We start from the raw sequence: 16,457 nt of genomic DNA on the forward strand, positions 1-16,457 counted from the left end.
CAATCTTCAAGAATGTGGAGGGAAGCTAGTGAAACCGATTATTGGTATTACAGCCTTTGCGGAGGATGATTTATCCTCTCGATTAAATGCTGCTTACAGCAAAAGCATTATTGAAGCAGGTGGAATTCCACTGATTATTCCGATTGGAGTAGAAGAAGAGGCAGCACAGATTTTAGCCATGACAGATGGTTTAATGTTATCGGGTGGCCATGATGTGCATCCATTTCTGTTCGGGGCCGAGCCTTCATTAAAGCTTGGAAAAATTCATCCAGCGCGAGATACGGTTGAATTAGCCTTAATTGAAGCTGCATTCCAACGGAAAATGCCTATTTTCGGTATTTGTCGAGGGATTCAAATATTAAATGTTGCATTAGGTGGTACTTTATATCAGGACATTGATAGTGACCATTTTAGTACCAAGTTACTCCAACATACGCAGCAATCAGGTCGAGCTGTATCTACTCATTCTGTACAGGTTATTGCTGACAATTTATTAGCGACTATAGTAGAACAAGAGAAACTGGCAGTGAATTCATTTCATCATCAAGCAGTAAATGTTTTAGCGGAAAAATTAAAAGTAGCAGCAAAATCAAATGATGGTATTATCGAAGCGGTAGTTCATGAGGAATTACCATTTTGCTTGGCTGTTCAGTGGCATCCTGAGGAACTGGCCATAGCAGGAGATGAGAGTGCTCAAAGACTATTTTCAGCCTTTGTTGAAGCTAGCTTGAAATTTAAGAAGGAAGCTTAGAAGGGGCATTGTACAAAGAATCCACACATGATTGGATTCTTTTTTTGCGTAAAAAAGAGGATACATGCTCTAAGAAGGAACATAATCCTCGAAACCTACTTTAATGATTAATGTACACGACGGTAAAGACCTACAACTTGTCCTAAAATCGAAACTTGATCGACGATAATGGGTTCCATAGATGAATTTTCAGGCTGTAAACGGAAATGGTTTTTCTCTTTAAAGAAACGTTTTACAGTTGCTTCATCCTCAGCTGTCATAGCTACAACAATATCCCCGTTATTAGCTGTTGCCTTTTGTTTCACAATGACTAAATCCCCATCTAGAATCCCAGCTTCAATCATTGATTCCCCCATAATTTCTAGCATGAACAATTGATCTTCACTTGTGCCGTACGTATCGGGTAATGGGAAGTATTCTTCAATGTTTTCAATAGCTGTAATGGGAGAACCAGCTGTAACCTTCCCGACAAGTGGTACATGAATCACCTGTTGCTTTTGGATGGATTCTTCAGGCTCTAAAATTTCAATTGCACGTGGCTTTGTTGGATCTCGACGAATAAAACCCTTTTGTTCTAATCGAGCTAAATGACCATGAACAGTTGAACTGGAAGCAAGGCCAACTGCTTCACCAATTTCACGTACTGATGGCGGATATCCCTTAGCTCGTACCTCTTCCTTAATGAAAGCTAAAATGTCCTCTTGTCTTTTCGAAACTTTTTTCATGAGTGCTCACCTCTTTTTTCTAATATCATTCTTCTTATTTGATAGTATAACAGAATGCGAACATGTATGCAAACATAGGTTCGAAAAGTGTTTGACAAAAACGTTTGTTCGCTTTATTATGAGAACATACATTCCGAACAAACATTCTTAAAAGGGGTAATGATTATGACATGGTTTAAAAAAAACACACATATCTCAATTTTATTAGGAGCTTGTCTACTATTTGCAGCATATCTTTACATCACTGATCCTGGAAAAGTTAGTTACGCAGAAATCCAAATCGAACATGGGGATAGCTTGTGGTCGTTAGCGGAGCAATATCGTGGTAAAATGAGTACAGATGATTGGATAAAGCTTGTAAAAACTGAAAATGAACTAGCGGATATTAAAATTGTAGCAGGAAAATCTCTAGTCATTCCTGTAGTGAGTGATCAAGCCAGTCCCATCAATACTATCGAAATTGCGAGAAATGAACAATGATAAATAATCAACTGTCGGCTGTTGTCTATTGTCGTGTAAGTACTGAAAAAGAAACACAAAGTTCCTCATTAGAGCGCCAGCAGGAAGAGTTGTTGCACTATGCTAAAGAGCAAGGCTATGCGGTGAAGGGCGTGTTTAAAGATCAGCATAGTGGCTATGATGTAGAACGTGAAGGCTTACTAGAAATGCTTGATTTCATAAAAGATAAGGACATTAATGCCCTTTTTGTACAAGATGAAACTCGTTTAGGACGAGGCAATGCGAGGATGGCAGTATTGCATTTATTACAAAAATCAGCAACTGATGTTTTTTCTATGCGTGATGCAGGCCCAGTCCAATTAAATGAAATGGACACGATGCTGCTTGAAATTTTAGCGATTGTCGAGGAATATCAGCGTAGAATTCATAATGCTAAAATACGCCGTGGTATGCGACGTGCTGTAGAAAACGGTTATCGTCCTGAAAATAATTTATCGAACCGGGGTAATCCGCAAGGTCAGGAGCGTAAAGATCTACCTGTAGATGAAATTGTAAAGCTACGCAAACGTGGATTTACCTTTGAAGAAATTTCTATAACGCTTCGAGGGTTAGGCTTTGAGGTAAGTAAAGCGACTGTACATCGTCGTTTCCAAGAGCACCAAGAAAGATTAGCAGGAAAATAATATTCCTGCTAATCTCATTCTGTTGATAAACTATTTAGTCAATGAAATTTTTTTGAAAAATCGGGTAAAGTCCTTTCAATTCTATGAAATGAGTTGGAGGGATTTTTATGTTCTTTACTATTTCAAGACAGACCATCGAAAAAAATCGGGAGGCTTATTTAGCTATGTATGATAAGAGCCACCTGTTAGTGCAATTGGATCAATTAATTGATTGGCAATCGATTTTAAAAAAGTTGATGTGCTATTATTCAAATACACCTACCGGGCGTCCGTCTAAAGATCCGATTATTTTGGTGAAGATATTATTGATTCAAAGTCTAGAAGGGTTTCGATCTGTCCGTTTGACGTGTAAACAAGTTCAATCAAATGCCACGTATCGTTGGTTTCTAGGGATTCATCTATTTGAAAAAGTACCTCATCATAGTACAATTTCTCGTTTTTTATGGGAACGTCTGAAAGGACCTCCATTTTGGTTAGCGTTGTTTAATGAACAAGTGTGGGCCATTCATCAGGAAGGATTTATTGCGAATAAAACGTGGGCTGCAGATGAAACGGAGTTAAAGGCCAATGCCAATAAACGTTTTCGTCAACGGCTCCTTGTGAAAAAAATGGTTGAAGAGAATGAGAACGATTTAAAACGAATCAATCAATTCCGCGAAAAACAAGGAAAAAAACCATTAAAGCCGGCCCTATCTAAAGTGATATTTCATCCAACCAATTTTAGTCCTGTCGATGAAGATGCGCGCCTATCCGTTAAACATGTGGAGAGAGGGCAATTTGCGTATTATGAACATCGTATTGTCGATACATTACATGGATTTATTATTGCCTCTGAAATCACAGCAGCAAATAGACCTGGACATCAAATTTTACCTCAGCAGCTAAATCAATTGCATCAACTATTTCAGCAGTATGCGAAAGAGATTACATTAGATGCTGGCTATTATAATGCACAATGTGCGAATGAGCTCTTTAAACGAGGCTTTTTTGTCTCCATCCCCTATAAAAGAAGCCAGACAAAAGAACATCCAAGCTGTCGGCGTCATCAATTCAAAAAGATAAACGAAACGACGTATGCTTGTCCAATGGGCGTACCGTTTCGTTATACAACATCAACGCGCAAAGGCTATCACGAATTTTAAGCATCAAAAGGAAGCTGCAAAAACTGCCCGTTCGCTTTAAACGAAAAAGACCGTATTTTAAGGATTTCTATTCATCAAAAAACCTATGATCGTCTAAGAGAAATGAGATTATCATGGAAAGGGAAAATTTTAAAAACTGTCCGACCGCAAACGATTGAACTAAGCTTTGCCCATAGCAAAGAATACCACGGTCTCCGTTATGCCAGATACCGTAGTATACCCAAAGTAAAAACACAAGTTTTGATGATCGCACTCATTCAAAACTTTAAGAAATGGGCCAAGCTCCGTTCACTAAAACAAGTTGGACTCCATCTCACATATAAAATTATAGAAGATTCTTTTGAATAATTCAAAAAATCCCTGTGGAAATTCACAGGGATTTCATTGACAAGGTTGTTTTTCAACAACATGAGATTAGCAGGAAAATAATATTCCTGCTAATCTTTTTTTCTGTAAAGAGACTATTGAAAAGAAGAAAAGCTTTCGATGATAACATGATTAGGCAGTTGGAACGGGTGCTCTTTATTTATTCTATCATAAAACATGATGCCATTTAAATGATCGATTTCATGTTGTACAACGATAGCCCCATAGCCCTGTAACTGAACAATGATTTCATGTCCATCGATGTCGTAAGCTTTGACTTTAATGCGTTCGTATCTCGGTACAAAACCAGAAACAGGTCGATTTACAGATAGACAGCCTTCTCCCTCAGGTAGATAAATCATATTAAGGGAATGACTCATTATTTTAGGGTTAATCAGCATCATTTCTTGGTCATCAAAGAGCACAGCAAACATTCGTTTATCTACGCCAATTTGATTAGCAGAGAGTCCACTTCCAGGGCGAAGCTTATATTTTTTTGCTAGAGTAGGATCTTGGCTATTTTTTAAATATTGTAGCATGGACAAGAGGGTATTTCGGTCCTCTGTGGTCACAGGTATCGCCACTTCTTGAGTGTGTTTTCTTAAAATTGTCGAGTGTTCTTTCACGAAATCCTTCATTGTAATCATATAATTGGGGTGAAATTTAGTCATAGATAAACACCTCATCAATCCGGCTATTGAGAACCTTAGCAATCTTAAAAGCTAATTCAAGGGTCGGATCATATTTATCATTTTCAATACTATTAATGGTCTGCCTCACAACCCCACATTCTTTTGCAAGAGCAGCCTGCATTAAAATGGACAAAGCAACACTCAATTCATATTCACTAAATTGTGGGTATAATAACACCGCAGTTTTCTTCATTTCACACACTCCTTACCTTTAGATTGTTCCATTCTTCCTGTAAAATAGCGTAATAGTATTCATCCCACCAATCATCTCCGTGTGGTATGCATTTTTTAAAAAATCCTTCTTGGCGCATCCCGATCTTTTCCATGACTCGGTATGAAGCTACATTTTCTGGCTGGCATGTGGCGATAATTCGATGAAGTTTCATTTTAGTAAAGCTATAATTTAATAGGGCATGAGCAGCTTCAGAAGCATAGCCATGATTATGATAGACAGGATTCAAAACCCATCCAATTTCATAAGTATGGTCACCGAAGTATTTGTGGAAAACAAGATGACCAATGACTCGCTGTTGTTCACGTAAAACAATGGCGAAATGTTTTGCTTGCTCGTTGTTATTCTCCGTTATAAAGTTTCGAACCTGTTCTTCATTCAACACACCTTCAGGCATATAGTGCATCACTGTTTTATCGGACATATAGCTATAAACAGCCTGCCAATCTTGTGCTTCAAATGTTCGAATAAGTAGCCTCGGTGTTGTGATGTTCACAATATTTCCTCCTATTATCTATTAAATTTTTCCTTTTATAATTAGTTATACACCTCTAACATCTGGAAGTCATGTAAATAATGGCTAAGAAGTGTTTTTAAGGGTTGGTATAACTGCATTTTAAGGGAAACCGTGCTATACTTTGCATACTGAGGTCATTAAGCTAGGTACTGAAAGGTGTGTAACAATGTTATCAAAGGAAAAAATTAACCGAATTAATGAATTATCTGCTAAAGCGAAAAGCGGACAATTAACAGAGGCAGAGGCAAAGGAGCGAACAGCGCTTCGCAAGGAGTACTTAGATACGTTTAGAGCGACTATGCGAGATACGATTGAAAACGTAAAAGTGGTAGATGCAGAAGGAAATGATGTAACCCCAGAGAAGGTAAAACAAGCGAAAAAAAATAAATTTCTAAATTAATGTGACACAATTCAATAAAGTATGTATGAAAACACAAATAGTATAACAAAAGCATTGTTTTCTAAAGCAATGTTGACTAAACTGTAAAAGAACAATATATAGGACGAGAAAGGATGTCACAATATAATGACTCAACACGCGGATCTTTTAGCAATTAATGCTATCCGAACTTTGTCAATCGATGCTATTGAAAAAGCAAATTCTGGTCACCCAGGTTTACCAATGGGGGCAGCGCCAATGGCTTATACGCTTTGGACAAAACAATTACGCCATAATCCAGCAAATCCAAAATGGTTTAACCGTGATCGTTTTGTACTATCAGCAGGCCATGGTTCAATGCTTTTATACAGCTTACTGCACCTTGGAGGCTATGGTTTACCAATGGAAGAAATTCAAAACTTCCGCCAATGGGATTCATTAACACCAGGACATCCTGAATACGGTCATACAGTAGGAGTAGAGGCAACAACTGGTCCTCTTGGACAAGGAATCGCTATGACTGTTGGTATGGCTATGGCTGAGCGTCATTTAGCTGCTACTTACAATAAACCAGGTCATGACATTGTTGACCACTACACATTTGCGCTATGTGGCGATGGTGACTTAATGGAAGGTGTAGCAGCAGAAGCTATTTCATTAGCTGGTCACTTAAAACTTGAAAAATTAATCGTGCTTTACGATTCTAATGATATTTCTTTAGATGGTGACTTAGAAAAGTCATTCTCAGAAAACGTGCAAAAACGCTTCGAATCTTATGGCTGGAATTACTTAAAAGTGGCAGATGGTACAGATGTAGATGCTGTTAATGCTGCTATTGAGGAAGCGAAAAAATCAACTGGCAAACCAACATTAATTGAAGTGAAAACAGTGATTGGTTTTGGTTCTCCAAATAAATCTGGTAAAGCAGATTCACACGGTGCACCACTTGGTACAGATGAAGTTGTCTTAACGAAGGCTGCCTATGAGTGGGCACATGAACCATTCCAAATTCCTGCAGAAGTTTACGATACATTTAATGCGGCTGCTGAAGTGCAAGGAGCACAACCAGAGGAAGCTTGGAATGCTAAATTTGCTGCATACAAAGAAGAATTCCCAGAGTTGGCAGCTCAATTCGAGAAAGCGATGAATGGTGAATTACCAGAGGACTTTGCTTCTGAGTTACCAGTATATGAAGCAGGTAAATCTGTAGCAACGCGTTCTTCTTCAGGCGATGCGATTAATGCTATTGCGAAGAAAACACCTTCATTCTTTGGTGGTTCAGCAGACCTTGCTGGCTCCAATAAAACAACGATGAAGGGTGCTGGAGATTTCTCAGCAGACGACTATGCTGGTCGCAACATCTGGTTTGGTGTTCGTGAATTTGCAATGGGTGCTGCTATGAACGGAATGGCTCTTCACGGTGGTTTAAATGTATTCGGCGGTACATTCTTCGTATTCTCTGATTACGTTCGTCCAGCGATTCGTCTTTCTGCATTAATGGGTCTTCCTGTAACATATGTATTTACACATGATTCGATTGCAGTAGGGGAAGATGGTCCAACACATGAACCAATCGAACACCTTGCATCATTACGTGCAATGCCAAACCTATCTGTTATTCGTCCTGCAGATGCAAATGAATCAGCAGTTGCATGGGAGCTTGCAGTAGCAGCAGAAAAATCACCAACTGTTCTAGTATTGTCTCGTCAAAACTTACCTGTTCTTGACGCTTCTATTGAAACAGTACGTGATGGCGTAGCGAAGGGTGCTTACACAGTGTCTCCAGCTACGAAAGAAGTAGCAGATGCTATTTTAATTGCAACAGGCTCTGAGGTTTCACTTGCTGTCGAAGCACAAAAAGCTTTAAAAGCAGACGGCGTAGATGTAGCAGTTGTTTCAATGCCATCTATGGATCGCTTTGAAAAACAAGATGCAGCTTACAAAGAATCTGTACTACCAAAAGCTGTAACAAAACGTCTTGCAATTGAAATGGGCGCATCATTCGGCTGGCATAAATACACTGGCTTTGAAGGGGACGTTCTTGCTATCGACAAGTTCGGCGCTTCTGCACCAGGTGAATTAGTAATGGAAAAATACGGCTTCACTGTCGAAAACGTAGTAGCAAAAGTGAAAGCACTATAATTTACAACCAATACCGCAACACGCAGCGAAATAAACATGAGCTGCGTGTTGCGGTACTTTTTATAGCGTCAAACACAGTAATGTAAAAACTCAAAAAGAAGGGTGAGCGAATGAAGAATTATAGTGTTGTGTTATTTGACTTAGATGGAACATTATCTGATCCCAAAATAGGAATCACTAAATCAGTGCAATATGCTTTACATAAGGCAGGCATCATGGTGAATGATTTGGATGAACTGGAACCTTTCATCGGACCACCATTACAAGTATCTTTTCGAGAAATCTATGGCTTCAATGATAGACAAATAACGCAAGCAATTAGTGATTACCGCGAACGATTTACGGAAAGGGGAATGTTTGAAAATAAACTCTATGAAGATATTCCAGCTTTGTTAGCTAATTTAAAGCAACAAGGATATATATTGATTATTGCCACTTCAAAACCAACTGTCTTTGCGGAACAAATCGTAAAGTATTTTCAGCTAGAGTCCTATTTCGATTTTGTCGTAGGTAGTCACTTAGATGGTTCACGTTCTGCCAAAGGTGAGATTATTGCTGATGTGCTTCAACAATTTGCTTCCTATCCAAAGGAGCAATTTATTATGATTGGGGATCGAAAATATGATTTGATCGGCGCTCGTGAAAATCAAATTGATGCCATCGGTGTAACATATGGTTTTGGGTCACTAGAAGAATTAAAAAATGAAAAGCCTACATATATTGTGGATCATGCAAATGACATCCTAAAATACCTCTAAAAGCACGAAAAAACTGCATGTCAAAATGCAGTTTTTTATGTAGGATTATTTAGCAAGTCCGTTTTGGAATGCGTAGACGACGGCTTGTGTACGATCTTGAACTTCTAGCTTGGCTAAAATATTACTAACATGTGTTTTCACCGTTTTTAGGGCGATATATAGCTCATCAGCGATTTCCTGATTCGCTTTGCCCTGAGCCATCAGCAATAATACTTCCATTTCACGATCAGTCAGTTGCTCGTAAAGAGGTGTACTATTGCCGTGGCGCATGCGGTGCATCATTTTGGAAGTGACCTCTGGCTCTAGCACCGTTTCGCCACCCATTGTTTTACGAATAGCCTCGGCAATTTGTTTCGCATTTGATGTTTTTAAAATATAGCTTACTGCACCAGCCTCTAAGGCAGGGTAGACTTTATCGTCATCTAAAAAACTAGTCACCATCATGATTTTAGCCTCAGGCCATGCTGCTAATATTTCTACTGTCGCCTCTGCTCCTGTCATAATGGGCATCACATTATCCATTAAAATAATATCAGGCCTTAACGCTAAGGCACGTTCCACAGCCTCTTTGCCGTTCTCAGCCTCACCTACAACCGTAATATCTGGCTGTGCTGAAAGATAGGCGGAAACACCAATCCGTACCATTTCATGATCATCCACTATGAGCACTTGAATCATCGATATGAACCTCCTCCTTATGTAGTGGAATTTTAACCTCCACAATCGTTCCTTCTTCAGGCACGGACACAATTTTATAGGTGCAGCCAATTTCGACAGCTCGTTCAGCTATATTTTGTAAGCCGTACGACGTCGATTTATCAGCCTCCACATCAAAGCCTAACCCATTATCCTGAATTCGTAAAATAGCTAAGTCGTCTCTTGCCACAAGCAGTAATTCGACCTCACTTGCTTTGGCATGACGAAGCGTATTGGAGAGGGCTTCCTGTGCAATACGAAATAAATGATCTTCCTCTGCTTTTGTTAAGGCCATTTCCTCTAGCTCGTATTCAATATGGAAATAAACTTTTTGCTGAAGCTCAATAATCAATTCCTCTAAGCCTTGTGCCAAAGTTTTATTGTGTAGAGCTACAGGTCGTAGATGTAGCAGTAATGCACGCATTTCTAGCTGTGCCTGCTGAACGATTTTCTCCACCTGTTTTAAACTAGTAGCATGTTCGTCATTTTCAGTTAATGCGGAGAGTAACATAGATGCAGCAAATAGTTGCTGTGACACAGAATCATGTAGTTCTCTAGCTAGTCGTTGGCGTTCAGCAATAATACGCTCCTGAATAATTTTATCATTGGCCTCAGCCCGTTCATTGGACAAACGCTGTAAACTTTTACGTTGTGTATCGATTAATTCACTCGTTTGGACAAGTGCTTTTTTTAACGATTTTGGAAGAGCTTGTTTTTGAGGAAAAACAAAATCAGGCTCGATTAATTGTTTCACTATACGGGTTGCCTGCGCTTCTCTTGCCCTTGCAGTCATACTGATCCAGCTGGCAAACAGGAAGCTAAGAATAAACAGACTAACTATAATGATGCCACCTAGAGGGATATTATCGTAATTCTGCTGCCACAAAGGCTCCCATGTTTTTTCATCTGGATTGCCCCATAGTGCAACAAGAAGACCAAAAACAGCACTCATTAAAATAAAAAATAATGTAAATAATCTTGAGATAAAGGCAATCATTTTCGTAGCACCTCCAAATCTCCAAGCCAGGTTGCGACATGAATAATCAATACACGTTTAGCATCCTCAGGGTTGCCGTCAGAGAAAGTAATACTTTCATTTAATATACGTTGTGGCCCGACATGTAAGCAGGTAAGCTCACCAAATAACGTCGTATACTGTAAACGGAATGGAATTTCATAAGGAATATAAATTTGAACTTTACCGATACCTTGTCGAATTGTAATTAGACTAGTGCCAGCAGGTAAAATCGTTTGCGTTGTATCGATGGTAATATCTCCTGCAAGGCGCTGAATTTGTACATCTTGCCATTTATATGCTTCTGTAGGCGCTGGCATTGTGCCAATTAAGTCATTTTTAGTCGCAGGAAGCTTTTCAAAAAGCTCAGCACCAACTACTTTTGGCTCGTTTTCTCTTTGTAAGTATTGATAGAGCATATATAAGAGCATGATGACGATAAATAAACGTAAGCTCCACATCGTGAACAAAGCAATGGCAATAAAGAAAATTCCTGTCCATTTAAAAAATCGAACTTTTTTGGAAAAACTTAAATAAAGAAGTACAGCCCCAATCAATAAACAGAAGGCACCACCGTTATTAAAAATAGTTAGCTCCACGAAGACGAGTAAAAAGAAGCAAAGTACCCAAAATGTGAGCTTATTTGTTGTGAAATTTTGCAAGAGGGTCACCCTTCCTTCTACTAATAGTATAAGAGAGGGAATGGGACCCTCTATTTTTAAACGTGAAAGAATGCGCCTTTTAATGTTGGCGCATTGCTTTCATTATACCATGTTATTTATTTTCAATTAGCAGTGGTGAGCTATCTTCTACTGCTTTTTTTTCTAATTCTGCGAGTCTTGCCTCAAAAGTTGTGAGCTCATGATCTTTATCGATTTGAAAAGCTAATTTATCGATATACGCTTCTAAATCTTCAAAGTTTGTTTTATTGTTTTTTGCTATCATTCCATCCATTTGATGATGGGCACGAGTTACATTTTCTTTCCCCATCAGCTGTAATTGACGCACTTTCATATCTTTAATTTTATGCTTCATTGTTTCAAATTTACGCTCAAGCTCGAAGTATTCACGAGTACTTGCTTCAATGCTAGCTTGTAATGTAAGGTTACGGGCTGAATAAGCTGTTACTTCATCCGTTGCGAAATCAATTAAGTCCTGCTCTCCGCTCGTTTTTGCTAGTGCCAATTGAGATTCACGTTTCGCTAGTAAATCCGCGTTCTCTTTATATTCTTGCTCTAGCTTTTCTTTTAATTGCCCTTGTCGCTCTAATAGTTTGCCTGTTTGTTCCGTTTGCTTTTCTGCTTCACGAATGTATTGATTTAACATCGCAATCGGATTTTTTTGTTCCTTCTTATCAAATAATTGATGTAAGTCTGCCTCTACTGTATATCTAAAACGTTGAAATAAGTTCATTTAAATTCGCTCCTTTTATTTTGTTAAGTTTGACCATTCTTTTTCAAAGTTTGTAAACGGATCTTCTTCTTTTTTTTCTTCAATTGTTGGGATTTTTACATCTTCACCATTCCATTTTTTATAGATAACATAGATAATGGCGATTGCTGCAAGACCAACCATTGCTGGAATGTTGGACACTGCTGATAGGACACCGATTAGACCAACTGTAAACCAGAAAATTTTACCGAATGTTGACTTACTAGCAATGTAGAAGTGCATGCCCAGTGCTACAAATAGTCCGGAGAATAATAATCCTGCCAGTGGTCCGATTAACGCAAGTGCAACACATGCTGCAATGACGCCTCCAGTTAATAAAAGAAATTTTTTCATTTGTTTTAGCTCCTTTCGTTTGTACCTTTATGTTACCTGTTTACAAGATTGTCTAAAACGGACTCGAAATTGATTTTGTACTAGGTCTCGAGGCTGAGATTCATCTAAGCAGCCACAATAGAAGGTTTTTGGCGTGCTAAACAAGCGGTTTTTTCTTATTTTTGGAAAAATATTATTTATTCTTGGATAGAATTACCATTTGTCATAAAGTCATTTATAGATCCGAAACTAGAATTTTTTCGACAAAAATAGAAGAGAGATCCCTCCTTCGTTTGACAAATAAACAAGATTGAATGAGCTATACTTATGGAAAAGAAACTGAGCGAAGGAGGATTTCTGGTGAGAACCTATTCTATATATAAGATAAAAGAAGAGCATTTAACGTTTATTTTTGGCAGAGAGCGGAAGTTGTTAGAGATGATGCAAGGTTGTGAAGATGCCAACGAGAAATCCTTAAAAGAGCTTGCATATATATGTGAATCCGTTCGTTTTGAGGAGATTGCAGCCATGTTAGAGCAACAACTTGATTCCAAATATGCACACCTAGAAAGAGCTCGCAATGCTTTGTTTTTAGAACATCCGATAAAAGGCAAAATGGCTATTTATTTAGTGGATCGTAAAATTTGTGTTTATTGTGAAGGTTCACGAATGCTAGATTTAGATTTATTTCAAATGCTTGCTAAAATGAGTGAACGCTTTATTGCTTTTAATAAACAGGATAATGAGTGTGGGTGGTTAAAGCCGATGAAGTATACAATGCACTAGGAAAATTCACTACAATATATAGTAACACGCTATTATTTCGTGTATAATGGAGCGTGGAGAGTTTTTTCTCGGTATATTGTAGTGGAGGAGGTTGGTTGTATGCCTACATGGGGCTGGATTATTATCGTAATTATCGCATTAGCAGCGGGCGCGGCACTTGGTTTCTATTTCGCTCGTCAAGCTATGATGAAATATTTAAAAGAAAACCCACCTATTAATGAGCAAATGATTCGTATGATGATGGCACAAATGGGTCGTACGCCGTCTGAAAAGCAAGTACGTCAAATGATGGCGCAAATGAATAAATTCCAGAAGTAATTTGGAATGATCAGAGCAACTAGTTCAAACTTAACTAGTTGTTTTTTTTTATTTTTAACAGTATTTAAAAAATTCTTGAAAATCATATAATTCTATCGGGAAACTATGTATAATAGAATTACCATACGGAAGGGAGTTGTATATTTTGCAAAAAGAAAAAACAAATGTAGAAAGTTTTGATCTAGATCATACAAAAGTAAAGGCCCCTTATGTTCGTTTAGCAGGTGTGAAAACGGGCCAAAATGGCGATGAAGTATATAAATACGATATTCGCTTTAAACAGCCAAATAAAGAGCATATGGAAATGCCTGCATTGCATTCTTTAGAGCATTTATCCGCTGACATTATCCGTAATTACTCAGATCATATTGTTGATTTCAGTCCAATGGGTTGTCAAACAGGCTTCTATGTATCATTGATCAATCATAATGATTATGAGGATTTATTAACTATTTTAGAGAAAACCTTTACAGACGTGACAAAGGCAACAGCCGTACCTGCCTGCAATGAAGTGCAATGTGGCTGGGCAGCTAGCCATAGCTTGGAAGGGGCACAAGCATTAGCGCAAGAATTTTTAGCGAAACGTGATGAATGGCATATCGTGTTTGAAGAATAAACAAAATGAAAACCTTGCGATAAAAAATTCCGCAAGGTTTTTATACGCACTAAAAATGGAATGGGATGACATTGGAGGAGGAAGAATCCCGATTGATTTTTTGATAAATAAAATTTTCTAAAAAATCATGAATTAAATCCTCATATTCATCCATATTTTCATTAAAGGACTGTGCATGTGCGCCCGTATCAAAAAGTTTTAAATTTTTTGGGCCTGCTTTTTTATTGTAAAGATCTAGTGACATGGAAGCTGGAATAAATGTATCTGGAATGCTATGGATAAAGAGTACAGGTTTTTCAATATGTGTCACGGCTTCAGCAGGGGTTACACTTTTGAATGAGTAACCATCTCGGAGGCGAACAAAAAAGTCGGCAAAACGAATAGGAATAATGGAGCCATATTTAAATTCAGTTTTCGCAATTTGCTTGAGCAACATAGAAAAATCAGAGAATGCACAATCTGAGATATAAAAATCAGCTCCATCTTCAACCGTTCCTGCATAGAGGAGCATGGTTGCAGCACCCATCGATTCACCATGAATGCCAAGAATAGCATCCTCGCCAATCATGGCTTTTACTGTTTTCACAACGGCATCAAGATCATTCTTCTCATAGTAGCCATAGCTGGTTGTCTTGCCTCCCGATTCACCATGGCGACGGTGGTCAAATATAACGGAATTATAGCCAAGTCTTTCAAATAGGCGAGCATATTTCACGGAATTTATTTTATTTTCGGTAACCCCGTGGCAAATGATGATGGTGTTATTGGTTTGCAAAGGCTGAAACATAATGCCTCGAATTGAGTAGCCATTTGGGGAATCAATATTCAGCTCACATTTCAAGTTTTTATTGTACCAAGCCTCATCAAAGCGCTTTGCAGTCGTTTCTCGTTCCCGAATAAATTCAGGGTCTTTTTGTTGGATATACATTAATTTATTGGAAAGCGCGAAGCCGAACAGACCTGTTGCAGCTGCGGCTAGCGTTGTTGTAATACCAGAGAATAAAAGCATCTTCTTTTTCATCATAAAACACCTCCACATGCTGTTTCTTATTTGTAATGTTCCCAACTAAGATTGTTTAAAACACGTCAACATTTTACAATATCTTTGGCAAAACTGCGATTATTTCTATTATCGAAAATCGTCATAATATTTGTTAAAATATACATATCTGCTAGTAGCATATGCATGCAGTGTTGATTTTTGAACGGGGAAAAGGGGAGAATGATTATGACAAACGAGGTAGTAATCGTGAGTGCGGTGCGTACAGCTATCGGCTCATTTCAGGGGACATTAAAAGACGTACCAGCGACAACGTTAGGTAGCATTGTCATTAAAGAGGCATTAGCACGTGCTGGCGTAGCAGGGGAACACGTCGATGAGGTCATTATGGGGAATGTTTTAGCGGCTGGACTTGGACAAAATCCAGCTCGTCAAGCAGCAATTAAGGCTGGTTTACCACATGAGGTTTCTGCATTAACAATTAATAAAGTATGTGGATCAGGTTTAAAGGCAGTTCATTTAGCAACACAGGCGATTATAGCGGGAGATGCTGAGATTGTTGTTGCAGGTGGATTTGAAAATATGAGTCAGGCTCCATATGTCTTAAAAAATGCACGAGAAGGCTTCCGAATGGGCGATCAAAAGGTAGTAGATACAATGATTCATGATGGCCTATGGTGTGCTTTTAATGATTATCATATGGGGATTACAGCTGAAAATTTATGTGATATGTATCAAATTTCTCGAGAAGAGCAGGATGCTTTTGCAGCTCGTTCTCAGCAACGTGCAGAGGCAGCGATTGCAGCTGGCAAGTTTGAAGATGAAATCGTCGCTGTCGAAATTCCACAGCGTAAGGGAGAGCCACTTCTTTTCAATCAAGATGAATTCCCACGAGCAGGTGTGACAGCGGAGTCCTTAGCTAAGCTACGACCAGCATTTAAAAAGGATGGCTCTGTGACAGCAGCGAACGCGTCTGGTATTAATGATGGTGCGGCAGCGGTAGTGGTGATGTCAAAGGAAAAAGCACAAGAGCTAGGTATTCAACCGATGGTGATTATTACAGCGAATGCTAGTGCTGGTGTAGATCCTGCTATTATGGGGACAGGTCCTGTAAAAGCAGTACAAAAAGCGCTGACAAAGGCCGAGATTACTTTAAACGATATCGATTTAATTGAGGCAAATGAAGCATTTGCAGCACAATCGATTGCTGTAGATCGTGAATTAAGCTTTAATCATGATAAACTAAATGTTAACGGGGGTGCCATTGCTCTTGGTCACCCAATCGGTGCAAGTGGTGCTCGTATTTTGGTAACGCTATTACATGAGATGGAAAAGCGTGATGTGAGAACGGGCTTAGCCACGTTATGTATCGGTGGGGGACAAGGCGTAGCAACAGTAGTGAAGCGCCCTTGATGT

Annotated in this window: 21 protein-coding genes and 1 pseudogene; 12 read left to right on the forward strand and 10 right to left on the reverse strand. The window is 38.8% G+C overall.

The annotated features are described in order from the left end of the window. Nucleotides 1-28: 28 nt before the first annotated feature. Complete coding sequence (locus JTI58_RS15225; protein ID WP_205442097.1) at nucleotides 29-751, forward strand: gamma-glutamyl-gamma-aminobutyrate hydrolase family protein; 723 nt, start codon at nucleotides 29-31, stop codon at nucleotides 749-751. 107 nt (nucleotides 752-858) lie between these two features. Here the strand turns inward: JTI58_RS15225 and lexA are convergent, their stop codons facing one another. Beyond that, a complete protein-coding gene (lexA, locus tag JTI58_RS15230; protein ID WP_004232118.1) occupies nucleotides 859-1,476 on the reverse strand; it encodes a transcriptional repressor LexA in 618 nt (205 codons plus the stop codon). Nucleotides 1,477-1,641: 165 nt separating this feature from the next. On the opposite strand from lexA, the gene yneA reads away from it, so the two are divergent. From yneA to JTI58_RS24895, 4 genes and pseudogenes are all read left to right on the forward strand, one after another. After that, nucleotides 1,642-1,956: a cell division suppressor protein YneA gene (yneA, locus tag JTI58_RS15235; RefSeq protein ID WP_016992001.1), complete on the forward strand. Its 315-nt coding sequence runs from the start codon at nucleotides 1,642-1,644 to the stop codon at nucleotides 1,954-1,956. Beyond that, complete coding sequence (locus JTI58_RS15240) at nucleotides 1,953-2,618, forward strand: YneB family resolvase-like protein (protein ID WP_205442098.1); 666 nt, start codon at nucleotides 1,953-1,955, stop codon at nucleotides 2,616-2,618. The genes yneA and JTI58_RS15240 overlap by 4 nt, the downstream gene beginning before the upstream one ends. Nucleotides 2,619-2,725: 107 nt before the next feature. Then, nucleotides 2,726-3,760: a transposase gene (locus JTI58_RS15245; protein ID WP_243456058.1), complete on the forward strand. Its 1,035-nt coding sequence runs from the start codon at nucleotides 2,726-2,728 to the stop codon at nucleotides 3,758-3,760. A 24-nt stretch (nucleotides 3,761-3,784) separates the two neighbouring features. Continuing rightward, nucleotides 3,785-4,108: pseudogene (locus JTI58_RS24895) on the forward strand (transposase); the annotation flags it as partial. Nucleotides 4,109-4,221: 113 nt separating this feature from the next. On the opposite strand, the gene def reads toward JTI58_RS24895, so the two are convergent. From def to JTI58_RS15260, 3 genes are all read right to left on the reverse strand, one after another. Next, nucleotides 4,222-4,797: a peptide deformylase gene (gene def, locus JTI58_RS15250; RefSeq protein WP_205442099.1), complete on the reverse strand. Its 576-nt coding sequence runs from the start codon at nucleotides 4,795-4,797 to the stop codon at nucleotides 4,222-4,224. Then, entirely contained in the window at nucleotides 4,790-4,939 is a 150-nt protein-coding gene (locus JTI58_RS15255; protein ID WP_205447325.1) for a helix-turn-helix transcriptional regulator, read from the reverse strand. Before JTI58_RS15255 ends, def begins: the two co-directional genes overlap by 8 nt. 73 nt (nucleotides 4,940-5,012) lie before the next feature. Beyond that, on the reverse strand, nucleotides 5,013-5,546 hold the full coding sequence (locus JTI58_RS15260) for a GNAT family N-acetyltransferase (protein WP_205442100.1): 534 nt from the start codon (nucleotides 5,544-5,546) through the stop codon (nucleotides 5,013-5,015). Between the two features lie 187 nt (nucleotides 5,547-5,733). Here JTI58_RS15260 and JTI58_RS15265 point away from each other — a divergent pair, with 187 nt between their 5' ends. From JTI58_RS15265 to JTI58_RS15275, 3 genes are all read left to right on the forward strand, one after another. Further along, nucleotides 5,734-5,967, forward strand: a complete 234-nt coding sequence (locus JTI58_RS15265) for a DUF896 domain-containing protein (protein ID WP_205442101.1) — start codon at nucleotides 5,734-5,736, stop codon at nucleotides 5,965-5,967. A 126-nt stretch (nucleotides 5,968-6,093) separates the two neighbouring features. Then, nucleotides 6,094-8,088 carry a transketolase gene (gene tkt / locus JTI58_RS15270; RefSeq protein WP_205442102.1) on the forward strand — a complete coding sequence of 665 codons (1,995 nt, stop codon included), beginning with the start codon at nucleotides 6,094-6,096 and terminating at the stop codon, nucleotides 8,086-8,088. 110 nt (nucleotides 8,089-8,198) lie between these two features. Then, nucleotides 8,199-8,846, forward strand: coding sequence for an HAD family hydrolase (locus tag JTI58_RS15275; RefSeq protein ID WP_205442103.1), 648 nt, complete (start codon nucleotides 8,199-8,201; stop codon nucleotides 8,844-8,846). Nucleotides 8,847-8,891: 45 nt separating this feature from the next. Here the strand turns inward: JTI58_RS15275 and JTI58_RS15280 are convergent, their stop codons facing one another. From JTI58_RS15280 to JTI58_RS15300, 5 genes are all read right to left on the reverse strand, one after another. Then, nucleotides 8,892-9,524: a response regulator transcription factor gene (locus tag JTI58_RS15280; protein ID WP_205442104.1), complete on the reverse strand. Its 633-nt coding sequence runs from the start codon at nucleotides 9,522-9,524 to the stop codon at nucleotides 8,892-8,894. Next, complete coding sequence (locus JTI58_RS15285) at nucleotides 9,499-10,539, reverse strand: sensor histidine kinase (RefSeq protein WP_205442105.1); 1,041 nt, start codon at nucleotides 10,537-10,539, stop codon at nucleotides 9,499-9,501. The genes JTI58_RS15280 and JTI58_RS15285 overlap by 26 nt, the downstream gene beginning before the upstream one ends. Then, nucleotides 10,536-11,219: a cell wall-active antibiotics response protein LiaF gene (gene liaF / locus JTI58_RS15290; RefSeq protein WP_243456060.1), complete on the reverse strand. Its 684-nt coding sequence runs from the start codon at nucleotides 11,217-11,219 to the stop codon at nucleotides 10,536-10,538. Before liaF ends, JTI58_RS15285 begins: the two co-directional genes overlap by 4 nt. 112 nt (nucleotides 11,220-11,331) lie before the next feature. Beyond that, on the reverse strand, nucleotides 11,332-11,970 hold the full coding sequence (locus JTI58_RS15295) for a PspA/IM30 family protein (RefSeq protein WP_205442106.1): 639 nt from the start codon (nucleotides 11,968-11,970) through the stop codon (nucleotides 11,332-11,334). A gap of 15 nt (nucleotides 11,971-11,985) precedes the next feature. Further along, nucleotides 11,986-12,342: a lmo0954 family membrane protein gene (locus tag JTI58_RS15300; RefSeq protein WP_205442107.1), complete on the reverse strand. Its 357-nt coding sequence runs from the start codon at nucleotides 12,340-12,342 to the stop codon at nucleotides 11,986-11,988. A gap of 339 nt (nucleotides 12,343-12,681) precedes the next feature. Between JTI58_RS15300 and sirA the strand changes: the two genes are divergently transcribed. The 3 genes from sirA to JTI58_RS15315 all read left to right on the forward strand — a co-directional run bounded on the left by sirA (nucleotide 12,682) and on the right by JTI58_RS15315 (nucleotide 14,041). Continuing rightward, entirely contained in the window at nucleotides 12,682-13,107 is a 426-nt protein-coding gene (gene sirA / locus JTI58_RS15305; protein ID WP_243456062.1) for a sporulation inhibitor of replication protein SirA, read from the forward strand. Between the two features lie 99 nt (nucleotides 13,108-13,206). Then, the gene (locus JTI58_RS15310) at nucleotides 13,207-13,425 is read left to right on the forward strand and encodes a YneF family protein (protein WP_004232154.1); all 219 of its coding nucleotides are present in this window, start codon (nucleotides 13,207-13,209) and stop codon (nucleotides 13,423-13,425) included. 145 nt (nucleotides 13,426-13,570) lie between these two features. Next, nucleotides 13,571-14,041 (forward strand): S-ribosylhomocysteine lyase, encoded by a 471-nt coding sequence (locus JTI58_RS15315; protein WP_205442109.1) that lies wholly within the window; start codon nucleotides 13,571-13,573, stop codon nucleotides 14,039-14,041. Between the two features lie 49 nt (nucleotides 14,042-14,090). On the opposite strand, the gene JTI58_RS15320 is transcribed toward JTI58_RS15315, so the two are convergent. Continuing rightward, on the reverse strand, nucleotides 14,091-15,062 hold the full coding sequence (locus tag JTI58_RS15320) for an alpha/beta hydrolase (RefSeq protein WP_205447329.1): 972 nt from the start codon (nucleotides 15,060-15,062) through the stop codon (nucleotides 14,091-14,093). Between the two features lie 207 nt (nucleotides 15,063-15,269). On the opposite strand from JTI58_RS15320, the gene JTI58_RS15325 reads away from it, so the two are divergent. Beyond that, complete coding sequence (locus tag JTI58_RS15325; protein WP_205442110.1) at nucleotides 15,270-16,454, forward strand: acetyl-CoA C-acetyltransferase; 1,185 nt, start codon at nucleotides 15,270-15,272, stop codon at nucleotides 16,452-16,454. Nucleotides 16,455-16,457: the final 3 nt, after the last annotated feature.

It is taken from the genome of Lysinibacillus fusiformis, from assembly GCF_016925635.1.
Taxonomy (GTDB): domain Bacteria; phylum Bacillota; class Bacilli; order Bacillales_A; family Planococcaceae; genus Lysinibacillus; species Lysinibacillus fusiformis_F.